The sequence below is a fragment of the Tolypothrix tenuis PCC 7101 genome (genome assembly GCF_963874875.1).
In the GTDB taxonomy this organism is placed as follows: Bacteria; Cyanobacteriota; Cyanobacteriia; order Cyanobacteriales; family Nostocaceae; genus Aulosira; species Aulosira tenue.
This window is the reverse complement of the sequence record NZ_CAWNJS010000001.1, coordinates 4,317,886-4,335,773: the sequence shown is the minus strand read 5'-3', so window position 1 is coordinate 4,335,773 and position 17,888 is coordinate 4,317,886. Positions and strand designations below refer to the sequence as shown.

General features: G+C 43.3%; 12 protein-coding genes. 7 read left to right on the top strand and 5 right to left on the bottom strand.

Annotated features, from left to right (window positions below):
• Positions 1 to 12: 12 nt before the first annotated feature.
• Together AACU25_RS17640 and glsA are read right to left on the bottom strand one after the other, a co-directional pair.
• Complete coding sequence (locus AACU25_RS17640) at positions 13 to 1,434, bottom strand: WGR domain-containing protein (RefSeq protein ID WP_096577765.1); 1,422 nt, start codon at positions 1,432 to 1,434, stop codon at positions 13 to 15.
• Positions 1,435 to 1,518: 84 nt separating this feature from the next.
• Positions 1,519 to 2,523, bottom strand: coding sequence for a glutaminase A (gene glsA, locus AACU25_RS17635; RefSeq protein ID WP_096577763.1), 1,005 nt, complete (start codon positions 2,521 to 2,523; stop codon positions 1,519 to 1,521).
• Between the two features lie 1,024 nt (positions 2,524 to 3,547).
• Between glsA and AACU25_RS17630 the strand changes: the two genes are divergently transcribed.
• The 5 genes from AACU25_RS17630 (at position 3,548) to AACU25_RS17610 (ending at position 12,292) form a co-directional block, all read left to right on the top strand.
• Positions 3,548 to 4,654: a septal ring lytic transglycosylase RlpA family protein gene (locus AACU25_RS17630; RefSeq protein WP_096577759.1), complete on the top strand. Its 1,107-nt coding sequence runs from the start codon at positions 3,548 to 3,550 to the stop codon at positions 4,652 to 4,654.
• 230 nt (positions 4,655 to 4,884) lie between these two features.
• Positions 4,885 to 6,498, top strand: a complete 1,614-nt coding sequence (locus AACU25_RS17625) for a bifunctional pantoate--beta-alanine ligase/(d)CMP kinase (RefSeq protein WP_096577757.1) — start codon at positions 4,885 to 4,887, stop codon at positions 6,496 to 6,498.
• Between the two features lie 880 nt (positions 6,499 to 7,378).
• The gene (gene sodB, locus AACU25_RS17620) at positions 7,379 to 7,978 is read left to right on the top strand and encodes a superoxide dismutase [Fe] (protein WP_045870760.1); all 600 of its coding nucleotides are present in this window, start codon (positions 7,379 to 7,381) and stop codon (positions 7,976 to 7,978) included.
• Positions 7,979 to 8,300: 322 nt separating this feature from the next.
• Complete coding sequence (locus tag AACU25_RS17615; protein ID WP_096577755.1) at positions 8,301 to 8,894, top strand: CHAT domain-containing protein; 594 nt, start codon at positions 8,301 to 8,303, stop codon at positions 8,892 to 8,894.
• A 104-nt stretch (positions 8,895 to 8,998) separates the two neighbouring features.
• Complete coding sequence (locus AACU25_RS17610) at positions 8,999 to 12,292, top strand: NB-ARC domain-containing protein (RefSeq protein WP_096577753.1); 3,294 nt, start codon at positions 8,999 to 9,001, stop codon at positions 12,290 to 12,292.
• Positions 12,293 to 12,453: 161 nt separating this feature from the next.
• Here the strand turns inward: AACU25_RS17610 and AACU25_RS17605 are convergent, their stop codons facing one another.
• A complete protein-coding gene (locus tag AACU25_RS17605) occupies positions 12,454 to 12,657 on the bottom strand; it encodes a hypothetical protein (protein ID WP_190445965.1) in 204 nt (67 codons plus the stop codon).
• Positions 12,658 to 13,215: 558 nt separating this feature from the next.
• A complete protein-coding gene (locus AACU25_RS17600) occupies positions 13,216 to 13,680 on the bottom strand; it encodes a KTSC domain-containing protein (RefSeq protein WP_096577749.1) in 465 nt (154 codons plus the stop codon).
• A 180-nt stretch (positions 13,681 to 13,860) separates the two neighbouring features.
• Between AACU25_RS17600 and AACU25_RS17595 the strand changes: the two genes are divergently transcribed.
• Both AACU25_RS17595 and AACU25_RS17590 read left to right on the top strand, forming a co-directional pair.
• Positions 13,861 to 16,182 (top strand): alkaline phosphatase D family protein, encoded by a 2,322-nt coding sequence (locus AACU25_RS17595; RefSeq protein WP_096577745.1) that lies wholly within the window; start codon positions 13,861 to 13,863, stop codon positions 16,180 to 16,182.
• An 806-nt stretch (positions 16,183 to 16,988) separates the two neighbouring features.
• Positions 16,989 to 17,432, top strand: a complete 444-nt coding sequence (locus AACU25_RS17590; protein WP_096577743.1) for a YidH family protein — start codon at positions 16,989 to 16,991, stop codon at positions 17,430 to 17,432.
• 82 nt (positions 17,433 to 17,514) lie between these two features.
• Here the strand turns inward: AACU25_RS17590 and AACU25_RS17585 are convergent, their stop codons facing one another.
• The gene (locus AACU25_RS17585) at positions 17,515 to 17,751 is read right to left on the bottom strand and encodes a hypothetical protein (protein WP_045870754.1); all 237 of its coding nucleotides are present in this window, start codon (positions 17,749 to 17,751) and stop codon (positions 17,515 to 17,517) included.
• Between the last annotated feature and the right edge of the window lie 137 nt (positions 17,752 to 17,888).

The window sequence follows — 17,888 nt, the reverse complement described above, 5'->3', positions numbered from 1 at the left end:
CTGTTGACAGACTTAGATTAACTTTTTAATATCACCGAACGCACGGTAGAAGCCACCACTAGCTGACTCGCGGATTTCTTCTACAAGATAACGCTGTCCTTCTTGGCGAATATCTTTAGGGAATTGTACTTTCCAATTGGGTTTGTACCCTGGCGAGACAACGCGGACTCTCAATTTATTTCCCTCTTTGTAGCACTCAACAATTACGCCTTGGCTGGTATCGGTTGTAGTTTCGACAACCGCAGAAGGTGCTGCGCCTTCTCCTTTTGGTGCTTTAATAATAGCTGCTTGGGGAATTGTACCTGCTTGAGCAGCTTGAATCGCAGCTTCACTAGCATCTATACAAGCTAGAGAACCATCGGTGGTAACTATATAGATGTGGTTCTCAAAAAACTGCATCGATAAAGCTGAAGCACAGCCAGTAGAAAGCTTCCACAGGCGTTCCCCCGATTCATTGAAACAGTAGATGGATGAACTGTTATCACCAGCAAACACATACTTACCATCTGCTGCTGTAGCGCAAGAATAAACAGATGCGTCGCACTTGTAAACTGGGCCAGCTTTACCTTGCTTGCTAAAACAGTAAATTTTTTGGTCACTTGCACCAGCGTAAACGGCTGATGTTTCTTGCCAACCGAATAATACAGCACCACCTGTTTGTTGATGCCAAAGCATCCGACCTTCTTGATTATCATACATGGTCACACCTTGAGAGTGACCGTGATAGACACCAGCTTCATCACAACGCACCATCCAGCCAGATTGACCTTGACTTAAACGCGTCCATTGTGATTCATCTTCATGATCGATTGTCGTGACACCACCGTTAGCATCGGAAACGACTAACAAGCCATTGTTAATATCGAGCCAAAAAATATCGACATTTTCATCAATATTATAGGCAACCCTTGGTAACTTCCCTGTCAGGTCGTAGACGTTGCCATCATCGCAGCCAGCATAAATCCAGATATCATCAGCCACTAAACATTTCACTCCATCAGGCAGCTTAAACTGGTTGATAACTTGACCTTGATGATTCAACGCAAAAACTTGACCTGCTTGATTACCCACCCAGCAACGATTACCGTCAATAAAGATGCCAAAGGCTGCAGAATTTGAGTTGAATTTCCACAGGATTGGCGCTTGTTGTGCTGTTGAGGTGGTACTAGTAACTGCGCGTCGAGTCACCGAACGCTTTTGACGCACACCCATGACGGCTGGTTCGTAACCTTTCGCCAATTTTTCTTTAATCTTCTTGTTGGCTTCGGCTTTAGCTTTGTCTGGGGTGGGGTAAGTTTTCTTCTGAGTTTGCCCTGAGTCGCCAATACGACCATAGCGTATTGTCACTTCAGTATCTTTAATGATGACTTCATAAAATTTATGGGAGCCTTCATTTGCTTCAGAAAGCTCTAGGTAGGTCTTTTCTTCAGCCATAATATTTAATCCTGAACATAAAATTGGGAAGGTGGAGATTTTGGCTTGGTTGTAAATGCTACCTTTTCCAGTGTTGATTCACCATCATGCTGTTGCAGGTGGTGGACAGAAAGTTTCACCAAACTTTGAACCCTTACCAGAACACTCAAATAGATGTAAGCCTAGTTGCTGGGAAAGTTCTTCACATACCTTAACCCCGCGCACGCTGTTACCTCGCACATCTAATGGTGGCGAAAAGACCGCAATTCCCATTTGGTTGGGAACAACAGCCAAGATTCCGCCACAAACACCGCTTTTCGCAGGAATACCGATTTTATAAGCCCACTCACCAGCAAAATTATACATCCCACAAGTGTACATAACGCTCAATATGTCTTTTATGTAACAACTTTTTACTGCCTGTTCCTGAGTAATAGGGTTAATGCCTCTGTTGGCTAAAGTTGCTGCCATGACTGCCAAATCACGGCAATTGACCATTACCGCACACTGCTGAAAGTATAAATCTAAGGACTCTTCAATATTTTGGTCAATCATGCCAAAGTTGAGCATGAGATGAGCCATAGCGCGGTTGCGATGTCCGGTGCTACGTTCGGAAGTAAATACAGAAATATCAACGAATACATCATGACCGATGTATCTTCTAAACATATCCAGCATCCGGTTAAGGCGTTCGGTAGCACCAGCACCTTTGATTAAACTAGTAGTAGCGATCGCACCTGCATTTACCATCGGATTTAGTGGTCGATTGGATTGCTCATCAAGGATAATGGCGTTGAATGCATCTCCTGTCGGTTCTACACCAACCCTAGTCAATACATAATCTCGGCCATGATCCTCAAGGGCCAATCCGTAAGCAAAGACCTTAGAAATCGACTGAATGGTAAATAGTTGCTCATAATCGCCAACTTCATAAACCTGACCATCTACCGTCACAATGCAAATGCTAAACAAGTCAGGATTTACCTTTGCTAGTTCTGGAATGTAGTTTGCTACTAGACCGTCTCGCAGCGACTTGTACTTGGAATGCAATTCCTTAAGAACATCGGGAAATGGCGATGCGACTATTTCTAAACTTCCTTGGTGTGCCATGAGGCTTACAGCTTGCTTTAAAAAATCATACTCAATCAACTACTGTAGGCAAAAATGTGGTTTTATTTTCATGTATTGGGGATTGGGGATTGGGGATTGGGGATTGGGGATTGGGGATTGGGGAAGGGGGAAAAAGGGAAAGGGAGAAAAGGGGAAATTATTATTACCAATTACCCATTACCCATTACCAATTACCCATTACCCATTACCCTTTCCCCTTTCCCCAACAACAAATCGATACCATCTCCTGTGACCTATGCTTTAAGCCTGTTGATCGCTGCTGATATATGTAGTTGATGACGGCTACTGATGGCTTGAGTCTCTTTTGAAATTACTTAATTATAAGTATGTCACATATTATACAATAATATTTTTAGAGTATTTATGCTGAGTCGGTCTAAAAACTAAAGTTAATTATATAACTTCTGTTTAACTGACAATGAATTTATCCTGATCATGAGATATGTAACAAAAATAACTTTTTAATTTATTATGAAGTTAATGTGAGGTTTATATTTTTTATTCTGTAATTCTTGTTACAAAACCAATCTGAAGATTTATAAAATTAAATTAAATTAAGTCTTATAAGTATATATTCGCAAATTTTAAAATAATCAGTTATATATTTTCTACTAATGTTTTGCGTTAATCTAGGAGGGCTGAAAAGCTACATATATAAGCAATGTTGGGTGAAAAATTTGGCAGTTCTGGCTCAATTTCTACTCACGAAAATGTTAATTTTTCATAAGAAAAGTTTTACTTATCAAAAAAAACGTTACATAGCCGAAATCCGCATTTGAGAAAGCTTTGAGCCTTGAAAATAAGATCTAATTTTGCTAAAGTTACCAAGACTTACGCTAAAACCCTGATCCCCAAGCTCAAAGGTTCGTGTTAGTCTGTTGCAGTTACAAAACAGAAAAGTGAAAGCGGAACGAGTTCGAGTTGAAGGGAACAACACTTTTACTGGTGCATAATCCCACGAACCGTAAAACCTCTGTTCTACAGTCGCTTTAAAATCGGACGCATGAATCAAAGACATTTGTGGACTATTGTCGCCGTGTTTCTAACTGTTTTAGGGATGCCCTCAGTTGGACGCACTCAAACAACCAAGGGAGATGCTCTTGCTTCTCAACCATCACCTGCTGGTGAGGTTGTCAAAGTAGGAGAGTACCAATCCCCAGTAGGGAAACCAACCTCTGATGCTGTGATTACAGAAATTCATCCTCACAGCGTTGCAGGTCGTAAGGCGGCAACCCTTTTTATCCGAAATATTCCTGTTATTACCTTTCTGAGTTCTTTATCAGCCCAGAGTAGTGATAGCAAGGTTGGAGTCATTGACAACCCTGGGGGCGTACAAGGTTACGCCCCTCTTGCTAGCAATACAATCAAAGTGGCAAGTAATGGGAATTTGACGGATGTAGGTAACCAAATCAGCGCTACTCACGATGACCCAGTAGAAAGAGCTGGTGTAATAGCAACAAAGATTAACCAGCTGCTACGGGACGGTGTAGATGCCAGTCAGATTAGTGTCAGCTGGAAAGGAGGCGGCGAAGGGAAAATTGCCAATCAAAGCCAGAACAAAGGTGCCTCCGATCTGGAAAAATCAGGCGATCGCTATACGATCAAAATCAAGGGCGAAGAATTGGTGGAAATCAATGAAAATACCCGCCTAGCAAATTCCACCAATGATTTAGCACAAGATGCATTGCAAGCCACCAACCGGATGCGGAGACTCATGGGCAATGCATCTCCCATCAGCGAAATTAGTAATTTACCAAATCGTTCGCCATTATCATTACCCAAACTGCCACAGCAAGTTGCCATTGGCCCAGTGCGAATTACCCTAAGTGGCATTGCTTCGTGGTATGGTTACGATGGCTCTGGCAGCCGCACTGCTAGTGGCAAGAGGTTTCATCCCGAAGGCATGACTGCTGCCCACCGTAGCTTGCCCTTTGGAACAAGAGTACGTGTAACTAACACCCGCAATGGTCGTTCTGTAGTGGTGTCTATTACCGACCGTGGCCCATATATTCGGGGTCGAATTATTGACCTTTCTGCTGGTGCGGCGCGGATTTTAGGAATGATGGGTAGTGGTGTTGCACCCGTTAAGATTGAAGTATTAGGCAGATAAGAAAAGCTGAAGGATTAAGGCTGAAGTCTGAAGAGTTCCTTTGTTCTCTTTGCCTTGATCCCTAATTCTCGAAACTTAATACTTTTTTATAAAATTCCTACCCACTTTCAACTCTCTACTCTTTACGTTTCGATTCGCTATCACTATAAATTCCCCTAGTTGAACAAATCTTCCCCCAGTTTCAGATATAAACTAACGGGGGAGGGATCGATAAAAACTAGGGGTTTTTTGTGCGCCTGCTGACAACAGTTGCAGCTTTAAGCTGCTTTTTAACTCAACGCCGCTTGGAAAGTAAATGTTTGGTTCCAGACGATCTGGTTCTAGATGAAATGTCTAGCTGGGATCGGACAGCTATCGGTTTGGTACCAACAATGGGAGGGTTACATCAAGGTCATTTAAGCTTGATGCAACGAGCGCGGCAAGAAAATTCTACGGTGATTGTTAGTATTTTTGTCAATCCGCTGCAATTTTCTCCCAATGAAGACTATAACAAGTACCCCCGGACTCTAGAGCTTGATATGCAACTGTGCGAACAAGCTGGGGTTGACTTAATTTTTGCTCCGACTCCGGAAGAAATGGGAGTTTTGCAGAAGAGTATACAAGAATCGAAGGTTACACAAGTAATCCCTCCTTCTGCTATGATAACAGGCTTGTGCGGTGGTTCTCGGCTAGGTCATTTCCAAGGTGTGGCCACGATTGTGACCAAGCTTTTTAACTTGGTACAACCTGACCGAGCCTACTTTGGCCAAAAGGATGGTCAGCAACTAGCAATTATTCGACAGTTAGTAGCTGATTTGAATTTTCCGGTAGAAATTGTTGCTTGTCCCACGCTGCGCGAAGCGTCGGGTCTAGCCTTCAGTTCTCGCAATCAGTATTTGAGTGCATCGGAAAAACAGCAGGCGGCGGTTTTATATCGTGGCTTGCAGCAGGCTAAAGCTGCTTTCAACGCGGGGGTTCGCAACAGCGAGGAGCTGATAGCGGCTGTTCGCCAAGAAGTAGCGATGGTCACTAATGCTTTAGTGGAATATATTGAATTGGTTGAGCCGAATACATTGATGTCGTTAGTTACAGTTAAGGAGGAAGGAATGCTCGCGATCGCAGCTCGTCTTGGTTCTACAAGGTTGATTGACAATATTTTATTAAGCGATCGCCTACCCATCATCGCTATTGACGGCCCAGCCGGCGCAGGTAAGTCTACTGTGGCGCGGCAAGTGGCAGCAAAACTCGGTCTGGTGTATCTAGATACCGGATCTATGTATCGTGCTGTTACTTGGTTGGTGCTGCAACAAGGTATTGCCATAGATGATGAATGTGCGATCGCGGAATTAGCTAGTTCTTGTGAAATTCAATTGACTCCTAGCCAAGATTTACAATCTCCTGTACAGGTTTGGATTAACGGGACTAATGTTACCCAAGTGATTCGCACTGTAGAGGTAACATCTAAAGTCTCAGCCATCGCTGCACAGACTGCGGTACGTAAAGCCTTAGTCAAACAACAGCAAAGCTGGGGAAAAAGAGGTGGTTTAGTTGCAGAAGGAAGAGACATTGGAACTCATGTCTTCCCGGATGCAGAAGTCAAAATCTTTTTAACCGCCTCTGTAACTGAACGTGCGCGTCGCCGCCAGGAAGACTTTAAAAAACAAAATCTGCCGGAAGTTAATCTAGAACAGTTAGAACGGGACATTGCCGAACGTGACTGGAAAGATAGTACGCGCAAAGTTTCACCTTTGCAAAAAGCAGCAGATGCTATCGAAATCCAAACCGATGGACTTAGCGCATCTGAAGTTACTGCTAAAATTGTTGACTATTGCCAAGAGCGATTATTACAGTTGTCATCTCTTTGATTCACCTGGGATTGGGGGCTGGGGATTGGGAACTGAGGAATGGTAATTGGGATTGAAAATTTTTTGGGATTTTAGGTTTTCAACCCCAAGCAATTTGCGAAAGACGCTATTCTTCAGTACCTAGTCGCCAGTCTCCAAGCACTTATTTTTAACTAAACTGTACAAACCTGGGAAAAACGATCCTAGCTACGACTTGCTCTGATAGAGCCAACAATTGATGAAGACATGTATGTCTGCGAAAATTTTGCGATCGCAAATTAATATGTCGCTAGCAACTAAATTTAGTGATGTTTGAATATAAATTCATTTCTAGATAAATTCATCTAGCTAAAGATAGATTTTAAATTATTGAACTAATATTTCCAGGGCTAGAAGTTTTTAGCCTTAGAAGTGGCGCTAAATAGAATGGTTGAACATGGCTATTTAAAACTGAGGTGAAAACCCAACTAATATTTTTTTGCCAGCAATAACCACCATCTGAAGGGCTAGACCGAAATTCAGCGCAGCATAGGACAAATATCTAACCAGATGAAAATACATTAAACACCTATTAATCTAGCCCTTTTGACTTTTGACTTTTGACTTTTGACTCTTGACTTTCACCCAGCAGCATCAGGCCCCATCTCCCACTATTAGCGTGTCAATTCTAGATGTGCCCTTAATAGAGAGTTGGTGAATTTTGCATTTCTCCCCAAAGGATTGCTGATTTTACCTATTGCAAAAAATCTATAGTTTTAATTTTCAGTTTGGTAGTAAAATTACCATGTTAAGTTTTATGTGCCAACATTTAGGGCATCAAACTTACCAACATAAAAGCTGTAATTTCCTAAACATCTGAATAGCTTTAAACTGGAAAACGGTAAAGAGAGGATTTCACACAATGGCATTTACACAGCCCCCCCTACCCTACGACTTTAATGCACTAGAGGCGTATGGCATGAAAGGTGAGACTTTTGAGTATCACTATGGTAAGCATCACAAAGCTTATGTAGACAACCTCAATAAGTTAGTTGATGGTACAGAACTTGCTGATAAATCCTTAGAAGAAGTAATCACAACTTCCTTTAAAGATGCTTCTAAAGCAGGAATCTTTAACAACGCGGCTCAAGTGTGGAACCACACCTTTTTCTGGAACTCACTCAAACCAGCAGGAGGCGGACAACCTTCTGGCGCACTAGCCGACAAGATTGATAAAGATTTTGGTAGCTACGATAAGTTCAAAGAAGAGTTCTCTAACGCTGCTGCAACTCAGTTTGGCAGTGGATGGGCTTGGTTGGTTGATGATGGTGGTACTTTAAAAGTTATCAAAACACCAAATGCCGAGAACCCTCTCGCCTATGGTAAAAAGGCAATTTTAACCCTAGATGTTTGGGAACACGCCTACTACATCGACTTCAGAAATGCCCGTCCTGCATTTATCAAAAATTACCTAGATCAATTAATTAACTGGGACTTTGCGGCTGATAACTTCGCCGCCTAAATATGTAAGGTTATAGGGGAAAGGGGAAAGGTTAAAGGAGAAAGGTGATTTCTCTTTGTGCTTTTCCCCTTTCTCCTTTATATAGTTGTCAATTGAGGACTGGGGACAAATCAATTCAAAATTCAAAATTCAAAATTCAAAATTAAATAACTTCTGGGGACTGGGGACTGGGGAGATGAGGGAGACAAGAAGAAATTACCGACACCCAATTACCCATTACCCATTACCCCTTCCCCCTTCCCCCTTCCCCATGCCCCATGCCCCATGCCCCATGCCCCTTCCCAAGATGTATACTTAAAAACAGCCCTTCCCATCCCTGGCAATGACTGTTAAACCGCAGAAAATTCTGATATTAGCCGCAAATCCTAGCAATACATCACGATTGCGCCTCGATCAAGAATTGCGTGATATTAAGGAAGGCTTGCAAAGGTCGCTAAATCGAGAGAACTTTGACTTACGGTATGATTTAGCAGTCCGTCCGAGGGATATTCGCCGCGCTATTTTGGATTATCGACCGAATATTATCCACTTTTCTGGGCATGGTGCAGGGATACAAGGACTAGCTTTTGAGGATGAAGCGGGAGAAGCACAGCTAGTTACGGGTGAAGCATTAGCTGGGTTGTTTGGACAGTTTTCTAAACAAGTAGAATGTGTGCTGTTGAATGCTTGTTACTCCGAAGTTCAAGCTGAGGCTATTTCCCAACAGATTAATTATGTAATTGGGATGAATGATGCGATCGAGGATAAAGCCGCGATTGAGTTTGTTGTCGGTTTTTACGATGGGCTTCTGGCTTATAATCCCGAATATGATGAAAATTCCCCTGTAGAGTTTGCTTTTAATATTGCGCGGAATGCAATTGAGTTAGCTGGTGTATCTGGCGAGTTGATACCTGAACTTAAAAAAAAACCAATTTAACACCCCATCACCAAACTTTAGGCAATCTTACCAACGTCCCAGAGTTACCACCGCACTTTTTATCCCGTCTTGAAGAACTTGCACCCTTAAAACAGAAAGTATTATTGCCAACAAAGCAACCTGTGGGGATTACAGGGAAAAGTCGCAAGATTGGTGTGCAAGGCATGGGCGGAATTGGCAAAACAGTCTTAGCTACAGCCTTAGCGCGGGATGAAGAAGTGAGAAAGGCGTTTCCTGATGGGGTGTTTTGGGTAACATTTGGACAAACGCCGCAGATTTTAACTTGGCAATCTTATATTGCTTCGGCGTTGGGTGAGAAGCAAGCGGCGTTTACCGAGGTGGGATTGGCGAAAGCGCGGTTGCGGGAGTTATTTGCACAGAAAGCTTGCTTGCTGATTTTGGATGATATCTGGCGTTTGGATGATGCGACGGCGTTTGATGTGTTGGGGGAACGCTGTCAAATGTTAGTTACCACCCGTGATGGGGCGATAGTCACGGGGTTGGGAGGGGAAGAATATCAGCTGGCAATTTTAGGTGAACAACAGGCGTTAGAACTGTTGGCGAATTGGGCAAATCAGTCGGAGATTTTGCAACCCAGCCCGTACAATGATGTTACTTTGCAGGTAGCACGAGAATGTGGGTATTTGCCTTTAGCATTGGCGATGGTGGGCGCGATGATGCGCTCTAAACCTGCAAATCGCTGGCAGAATATTTTAGAAAGACTGCGGAGTGCTGATTTAGAGAAAATCAAACAACAGTTTCCCGATTATCCTTATCCCGATTTACTCAAAGCTATTGCTGTCAGTGTGGCGGCTTTGGATGAGAATTGCCAACAGCGATATTTAGATTTTGCAGTCTTTCCGGAAGATACACCCATACCAGAAGCAGTTTTACAGACTTTTTGGCAACCCTTGGGGTTAGATGAGTTTGATACACAAGATGTCATTGATGAATTGGTGAGTAAATCTCTGGCTTTGCGGGATGAAGCGGGAAATTTGCGGTTGCATGACTTGCAGTTTGATTATGTGAGGAAGCAGTACACGAAATTAGCAACCGAAAGTGAGGGGATAGGGTTTTTACACAATCGCCTGTTGAATGCTTACAGCGAAAAATACCCCGAAGGTTGGCATAGTTTAGAAAATGACGGTTATATTTTGCAGAATTTAGCCTATCACTTGCTGGCTGGGGTAAGGGAAGAAGAATTAAAACAACTGCTGTGTGATTTTCGCTGGTTGCAGGGGAAGTTGGAGAACATCAATATTAATGCTTTGCTAGCAGATTATGATTTTTTGCCCCTAGATGAGAATTTACAGTTAATTCAAGGTGCGTTGAGGCTGTCGGCACATATTTTAAATGAGGATAAACAGCAATTGGCGGGGCAATTATTAGGGCGGTTGCTGGGTTTTGCAAGAGAAGAAATTCAAAGATTGTTAAACCAGGCGCAGCAAAGTAAAACTCCTTGCGTACTTCCGCAAACAGCCATTTTAACTTCCCCTGGCGGCCCCTTAGTACGTACTCTAGTTGGTCATCGTGGCTCGGTTCAGGCGATCGCCCTGACACCAGATGGCAATTACGCGATTTCTGGTTCCCATGACAAGACCCTCAAAGTCTGGAATTGGCAATCTGGTGAACAACTGCGTACCCTAGAAGGTCATAGTGACTGGGTAAATGCAGTTGCCCTGAGTGCTGATAGCAAGTACGTGATTTCTGCTTCTGATGACGAGACCCTCAAAGTCTGGAATTGGCAGACTGGTGAACTACTGCGTACCTTAGCAGGTCATAGTGACTCGGTATATGCAGTCGCCCTCACATCTGATGGCAAGTACGTGATTTCTGCTTCTGATGACAAGACCCTCAAAGTCTGGAATTGTCAGACTGGTGAACTACTGCGTACCTTAGCAGGTCATAGTGACTGGGTAAGAGCAGTTGCTCTGACTCCAGATGGCAAGTACGTAATTTCTGCTTCCCATAACGACACCCTCAAAGTCTGGAATTGGCAGACTGGTGAACTACTGCGTACCTTAAAAGGTAATAGTGACTCGGTATATGCAGTCGCTCTGACTCCAGATGGCAAGTACGTGATTTCTGCTTCTAATGACAAGACCCTCAAAGTCTGGAATTGGCAGACTGGTGAACTACTGCGTACCTTAGCAGGTCATAGTCACCCGGTATATGCAGTTGCCCTGACTCCAGATGGCAAATACGTGATTTCTGCTGCCTCTGACGACACCCTCAAAGTCTGGAATTGGCAGACTGGTGAACTACTGCGTACCTTAGAAAATCATAGTGGCTCGGTAAGAGCAGTTGCCCTGACTCCAGATGGCAAGTACGTGATTTCTGGTTCTGATGACAAGACCCTCAAAGTCTGGAATTGGCAGACTGGTGAACAACTGCGTACCTTACTCGGTCATAGTGACTGGGTAGGAGCAGTTGCCCTGACTCCAGATGGCAAGTACGTAATTTCTGCTTCCGGTGACAAGACCCTCAAAGTCTGGAATTGGCAGACTAGGGAAGAACTGCGTACCTTACTCGGTCATAGTGGCTCGGTAAGAGCAGTTGCCCTGACTCCAGATGGCCAGTACGTGATTTCTGCTGCCTCTGACGACACCCTCAAAGTCTGGAATTGGCAGACTGGGGAAGAACTGCATACCTTACTCGGTCATAGTAGCTCAGTAACAGCAGTTGCCCTGACTCCAGATGGCCAGTACGTGATTTCTGCTGCCTATGACGACACCCTCAAAGTCTGGAATTGGCAGACTGGTGAACTACTGCGTACCTTAGCAGGTCATAGTTACCCAGTAACAGCAGTTGCCCTGACTCCAGATGGCCAGTACGTGATTTCTGCTTCCGGTGACAAGACCCTCAAAGTCTGGAATTGGCAGACTGGGGAAGAACTGCGTACCTTAGAAAATCATAGTGGCTGGGTAAGAGCAGTTGCCCTGACTCCAGATGGCAAGTACGTGATTTCTGCTTCTGATGACAAGACCCTCAAAGTCTGGAATTGGCAGACTGGGGAAGAACTGCGTACCTTAGAAAATCATAGTAGCTCGATAAGAGCATTTGCCCTGACTCTAGATGGTAAGTACGTGATTTCTGCTTCTGATGACGACACCCTCAAAGTCTGGAATTGGCAGACTGGTGAACTACTGCATACCCTAGAAGGTCATAGTAGGTCAGTAATAGCAGTTGCTCTGAGTCCAGATGGCAAGTATGTGATTTCTGCTTCTAATGACAGAACCCTCAAAGTCTGGAATTGGCAAAATGGGGAAGTAATTGCCACTTTCACAGGGGATCAGACAATATATTGCTGTGTTGTTGCACCTGATGGGGTGAGACTTATTGCTGGCGATGCATCAGGACGGGTGAATTTTTTACAGTTGCAAGCCACAAAAGAGTAATTCGTAATTAAGAAATGCGGATTTTGTTTGAGTCAGTTGTGGCGAATGGGGATAATATGGAGTCCGGTTAGGCAATTTTCATGGCAAGCGAAGCTAAACAAGCCGCGAATTGTATGATCGCCTGTTTTAATTTCCTTCCTATCACCATGACTGTTGCTAATTTACTCATCAGTCGCCATCAAAGTGCGTAGGCGTAGCCCGCCGCAGGCATCGCTCTTGCTCATTTTCTCACCTTTCCAGCAAAAAGCCGCAACGTTGAAGATAAAAGCCGCAATTTTCCGCATCAAAGCCGCAATGTTGAGGATAAAAGCCGCAACGTTCAAGATAAAAGCTGCAACGTTGAGGCTAAAAGGCCCAACTACCAAGATAAAAACTGCAATGTTCGAGATAAAAGCTGCAAGCTTCAGGCTTTGAACTCCAACCTTTATGCTTTGAGGTGCAAATTCCGCCTTCTGAAGGTGAACAGTTGGTTATTTTTCTCGGTCAATTATGCTATTTCAGTCATATAACCATACCAATAGGCGGGTGAGGGTTTAGCAGTGCTAAACCCCTACGAAAAATTTATCTAAAGGGCGATGTTTGGGAAATGCGATCGCATAATTAATCGCTATATGCATCTTCGTACCAAATCATACCACCTTACGTAGGGGCATGGCACCGCCCATTGGTGTCAACTTAAGCTAAAAGCTATATAGATATAGGGCGGGCGTTGTACAAATACCTCGCGCCCTCATCCCCTAACCCCTTCTCCCGCAGGAGAAGGGGAACTAAATCTCTTGCTCCCCTCTCCTGGTGGGAGAGGGGTTGGGGGTGAGGGCAAAAACCTTCCAACCAAGCGGGTTTCACCATAAGTTGACACAGGTAGGTACTGCCATGCCCTCATAATCTACATCACATCATGAATAATTCCGATATTTCCCTTCTCAATCTATCCGTTCGCAGTCAAATCTCCCCTTAATATGCTGATTATAAAAGCTACCAACAGAATCAGCCGAGTAAAAATCTTCCCAAGTCTCCTCATCTACCCCAGAATACTCATACACAGCACCACTCTTAAACTCAACTTGCAAAGTTTGCTCGTGACTATCGTAAGCAATGGTAGCCGCCATTGATGAACTCACCCTTACGGGTTCGTCACTTCCTTCAACGGGGGGAACCCCCGCAACGGAGTGACTCACAGGTAACAGCGCAATCGGTTCTTCATATTCAGGAAACGCCGCAGGTTCAGCCACAATCTCATTCAGTTCTACCAAACCCTCGTAAGCTTGAACTGGTGCGGGAATTTCTAAAAGTTCTATCTCGTCGCCCCGGTCAAGCAATAATTGTAAATGTCCGTCAGAATGAGCGATCGCAATCAAGCTACTCAAGTCCATTTTCGATAGTCTCATGAAATTTGCTCTCCTGTGGGCTGAAAAATGCTATTTATCTGTTGAGAGTTTTAAATTCTTATCCAAAATTGCACCGCTTAGTAGTACATTTGTATCATCAAAGCGGTTACTCGTCAAGACTTTGCAGATAAAATGCGCGACTATAGCAATACGATGGAAACAAGGCTTGCATAGTTGGCAATGAACGATTTATTTGGAGCAGAGTTTTTACAAGCATCGCCGCTAATTCTGGCGGGGCCTATCTTACAACAAACAGATTCCGACACCGTTACAGTCTGGGTAGCGTTGCAACGTCCTTGTGAGGTGGTACTCCAGGTTTATGACACGGCTAACCACGGGAATTTAATCACAAATCTGCTTTTAGAGGGAAGACGTGCCACCTATGCTCTGGGAAAATCGCTGCATATTGTGGTCGTCACGGCGGAATCTGCTGGTAGGTATTTATTGAGTTGCGATCGCATCTATGCATACGATATGCAATTTATTGAATCATCTACCCAGCAGCAAACATTGCAGCAAGCCTTATGTTCTAGCCGCTTTCCCACAGTCAACATCAGCTATTTTGATCATCAAAAACCCACATTTGCCCTTCCACCCACGGATTTACAAGATTTACGCATCGTGCATGGTTCCTGTCGCAAACCCCACGGTGATGGCTTTGATGCGTTACCAATTCTCGATTGTTTAATTGAGTCAGCCGCTAACCAACCCCGCCAAAGACCCCATCAGCTTTTCCTCACAGGCGACCAAATTTATGGTGATGATGTCGCCGATCCGCTGTTGTGGGTTTCTTCTCAGTTAGGCGATGCGTTGTTAGGTTGGGAGGAACGGTTACCTTTGATTCAGCAAACAGCCGCCGACCCCAGTTATGTCACACCTAAGCAACTACTTCCCGGACATCGTGCAGATATCGCCACTCACCAAGCTGGTTTCACCGCCGGGTTACATAATAAAACCGCCAAAGTTAGCAGCCACTTACTGAGTTTGGGTGAATATTACGCATCTTATATATTGTCATGGTCGCCAGCCTGCTGGCCCAGTAGCTTACCCAAAGGACGGGAGGTAATGCACGGTCATCGAGTCAGCCGCCGTTGGGATAAAGAGGTGCAGGATATGCAGCAATTTATCCATACCCTGTGGAAAGTGCGGCGGGCGATGGCGAACATTCCCGTTTATACTATCTTCGATGACCATGATGTTAGCGATGACTGGAATCTCAACCAAGCTTGGTGTTTGCGCGTACTAGGACAACCCCTAGGACGCAGAACTGTGCAAAATGCCTTGTTAGCCTATGCAGTATTTCAAGCTTGGGGTAACACACCCAAGCAATTTACCCCAGGTCAACCAGGGGAGAAATTATTACAAGCCGCCGCCGATTGGTCTGCTTCTGGGGGAATGAATATGGTAGCGTGGGATGCGATCGCCCGTTACTTAGGAATGCCACCTACCAACCCCCGCACAGGTTTACCGGAATTTGTACAATATGATTCTGTCTTAGTCTTAGACCGAGACCCAGAAGCCCTAACTTGGCATTATACAGTCCGCAGTTTTTGCCATGAAGTCATAGTATTAGATACACGTACCTGGCGCGGTTACCCTGCGGATCAAAAACCGATAGCGCCGCCAATGTTACTATCACCTCCAGCCTTTACGCAGCAACTTTCTCAGCCTTTAGAACAAGCCACCCATAAACCCAAAGGACTGTCACAAATGCAAGCCACATTTGTGATTGCACCGACCAATTTATTTGGTTTACAAGTAATAGATTGGATTCACCATTGGCATTTAAAAAGAGAGAAAGTTTATGGTGTAGATGTCGGTGATGCTTGGAATATTAATTACGAAGCCTTAGCGAAATTCCTCACCACATTATTTGAACAACGCCAACAAGTAATAGTCTTATCTGGAGATATTCACTACAGCTCTGTTGTCCGTTTATCTTATACCAGAAAATCTATAGGTTCTGAGAAAAAGTCTGTATTAGTACAATTAACAGCTAGTGCGTTTAAGAATGAAGAAATTATTACCGAAATTATTCATACAAGACTCAAACAATGGCTGTTACCAGAAAAAAGTCGTCAATGGTTAGGATGGACAAATCCCCCTTATATGGTAGAAGTTTCTCGCAGAAAATCTTACCGCGATGCTTCATCACACCGTCCTCCAGAATGGCATGGACTAATGGAATGGATTTCCCGAACCAGCACCCAAACTGCTGATTTTAGCACCAATATTTCCTGGTTAATGACTGCCAAAGAACAAGCGAAAAGCCACAAATGGGAGTGGTTACAGTATTTAGCTTTTTGGAAATTATCTTGGTTTCAAGATGGCAGAGAAGTAATCGGATTAAATAATTTAGCTTTAGTCCATTTTGAAACAGATAATAATAACTGTACAAAAGTTATGCAAGATTTGTACTGGTTTTCGACTTGGTATCCAATTAAAGTTGTTTACAGCCGTTTTGAAAGTGAACTCATTCATTCCAAATTATCAAAATCATGAAAAAATCATCGACCGTAGGATGCGTTAGCGGAGCGTAACGCATCATTCATTCTAAAATCTGTCACTGAAAGCGTTCCCGCAGGGTAGGAGGGTTCCCCCCCGCCCTTGCAAACTTTTCAAGACGAATTTTGAATTCCGCCTTGCGGTACTAGTTTTTTGGTTTTGTTATCAATTAATTTTCTTAACTGAACTGTATTTATTTATAGCCGCTTTAAAAGTGAACTCAGCCATTCCTGAATATCAATATAATTAAAAACATCATCTATCGTAGGTTGTGTTAGCAAAGCAGAATAAACTATTTATCATTTCCAATCCTTAAGGTATTACAGGCATAGATAAATACACCCATTACTAATGTGACTACCAATAATAGCTTTTGAGTTAACAGCAATGACTTTCTGTAATATTGAATTACAGCCAAAATAAGAGAAGATACATCTTAAGCAATCTCTACTTTTGGCTGATTTCTTAAAGTATAAAATGCTGAAATTAGCTCTGAAAAAATTAGGCTTGTTTTATTGAGAACTCAGCCTTAAAATAATATTAAGATAAATGCTAAGGGACTTCCAAGAAATAAATTATTCCATCTTGTGGGGCGGGCATCTTGCCCGCCATATCAACTGGGCGGACAAGATGTCCACCCCACAATAAATACTGGGATATTTTTTTATTTGGAAGTCCCTAAAACCATCAAAAATATTTCAAAAGTGCTATTAGCACGCAGATTGCCAATCTTCTAAAACAAGATTGGCGATGATTTTGACATTGTTAGAAAAATATTGCTTTTGGGGATGAGGGCGTTATTGATGCAATTAAAGTTAGACAATAGCGAATCAAATAATACTGAAAAAGTAGAAGAGAAGAAAAAGCCAGGAAGATTAAATCCATCGCGCATCCGGGATCACCTAGCTAACGAACGCACCTACCTAGCTTGGATGCGAACTGCGATCGCGCTTTTAGGTTTTGGAGTCGTCATCGTCCGGTTACGCGCCTTTCAAGTTCCTTTGCTACCTCATCCGGGAACTGGCTGGAAGTTAGGTTTAGTATTCTCCTTAGTTGGTTTAATTACGGTGTGGCTTTCCACAGGACATTATTTTGCAGTTCGTCGCGATATTGAAGAAGATACTTACGAACCAACAGATCGCTGGGTCATCCTCTTCAGTCTTGCTATTATGATCCTCGGTTCTGGAGTCATCTATTATGTCTTTACTGCACCCTTGAGTCCTATTAGTCCAGTGATACCTGAGTAGGGGGGATTGGGGACAAAGAGGCAGGGGGGCAGGGAGCAGGGGAGAAATATCTATTACCAATTACCAATTACCAAATGACAAATTAATTGATTACTTTATCAATGGAAGCCAAGCGGTTGCGCTGTTTTAACCACAACTCACAAACTTCTTTGGTAAGTTGAATTTCTTCCTGTGTTAAGACTTCGTCTGGTTTCTTCTCGGCTAGTATCTGGGCGGCTTTAGCAGCTTTATCGTAGTCTATACCGTATTTAACTAATTCTGTATGTAGCAATTGCCGTTCTTTTTGTAAAAATTTATGTCTATCTTTTAAATAATTCATTTTTTATGTTACTAACACTTATTTAGCTTTACTTTAATGTGCAAAATTTATGCAATTCCTACTTCTTACCTTGGGTAGATAAAATAAATGTCTTAAGGAATCTTTTATATTTGTGAACAAAATTATTCACTACTTCA

What these genes read in the sequence shown, in the direction of transcription:
- AACU25_RS17640 (WP_096577765.1), bottom strand. Translation starts at nt 1,434, where the DNA reads ATGGCTGAAGAAAAGACCTACCTAGAGCTTTCTGAAGCAAATGAAGGC.
- glsA (WP_096577763.1), bottom strand. Translation starts at nt 2,523, where the DNA reads ATGGCACACCAAGGAAGTTTAGAAATAGTCGCATCGCCATTTCCCGAT.
- AACU25_RS17630 (WP_096577759.1), top strand. Translation starts at nt 3,548, where the DNA reads ATGAATCAAAGACATTTGTGGACTATTGTCGCCGTGTTTCTAACTGTT.
- sodB (WP_045870760.1), top strand. Translation starts at nt 7,379, where the DNA reads ATGGCATTTACACAGCCCCCCCTACCCTACGACTTTAATGCACTAGAG.
- AACU25_RS17615 (WP_096577755.1), top strand. Translation starts at nt 8,301, where the DNA reads ATGACTGTTAAACCGCAGAAAATTCTGATATTAGCCGCAAATCCTAGC.
- AACU25_RS17600 (WP_096577749.1), bottom strand. Translation starts at nt 13,680, where the DNA reads ATGAGACTATCGAAAATGGACTTGAGTAGCTTGATTGCGATCGCTCAT.
- AACU25_RS17595 (WP_096577745.1), top strand. Translation starts at nt 13,861, where the DNA reads ATGAACGATTTATTTGGAGCAGAGTTTTTACAAGCATCGCCGCTAATT.
- AACU25_RS17590 (WP_096577743.1), top strand. Translation starts at nt 16,989, where the DNA reads ATGCAATTAAAGTTAGACAATAGCGAATCAAATAATACTGAAAAAGTA.
- AACU25_RS17585 (WP_045870754.1), bottom strand. Translation starts at nt 17,751, where the DNA reads ATGAATTATTTAAAAGATAGACATAAATTTTTACAAAAAGAACGGCAA.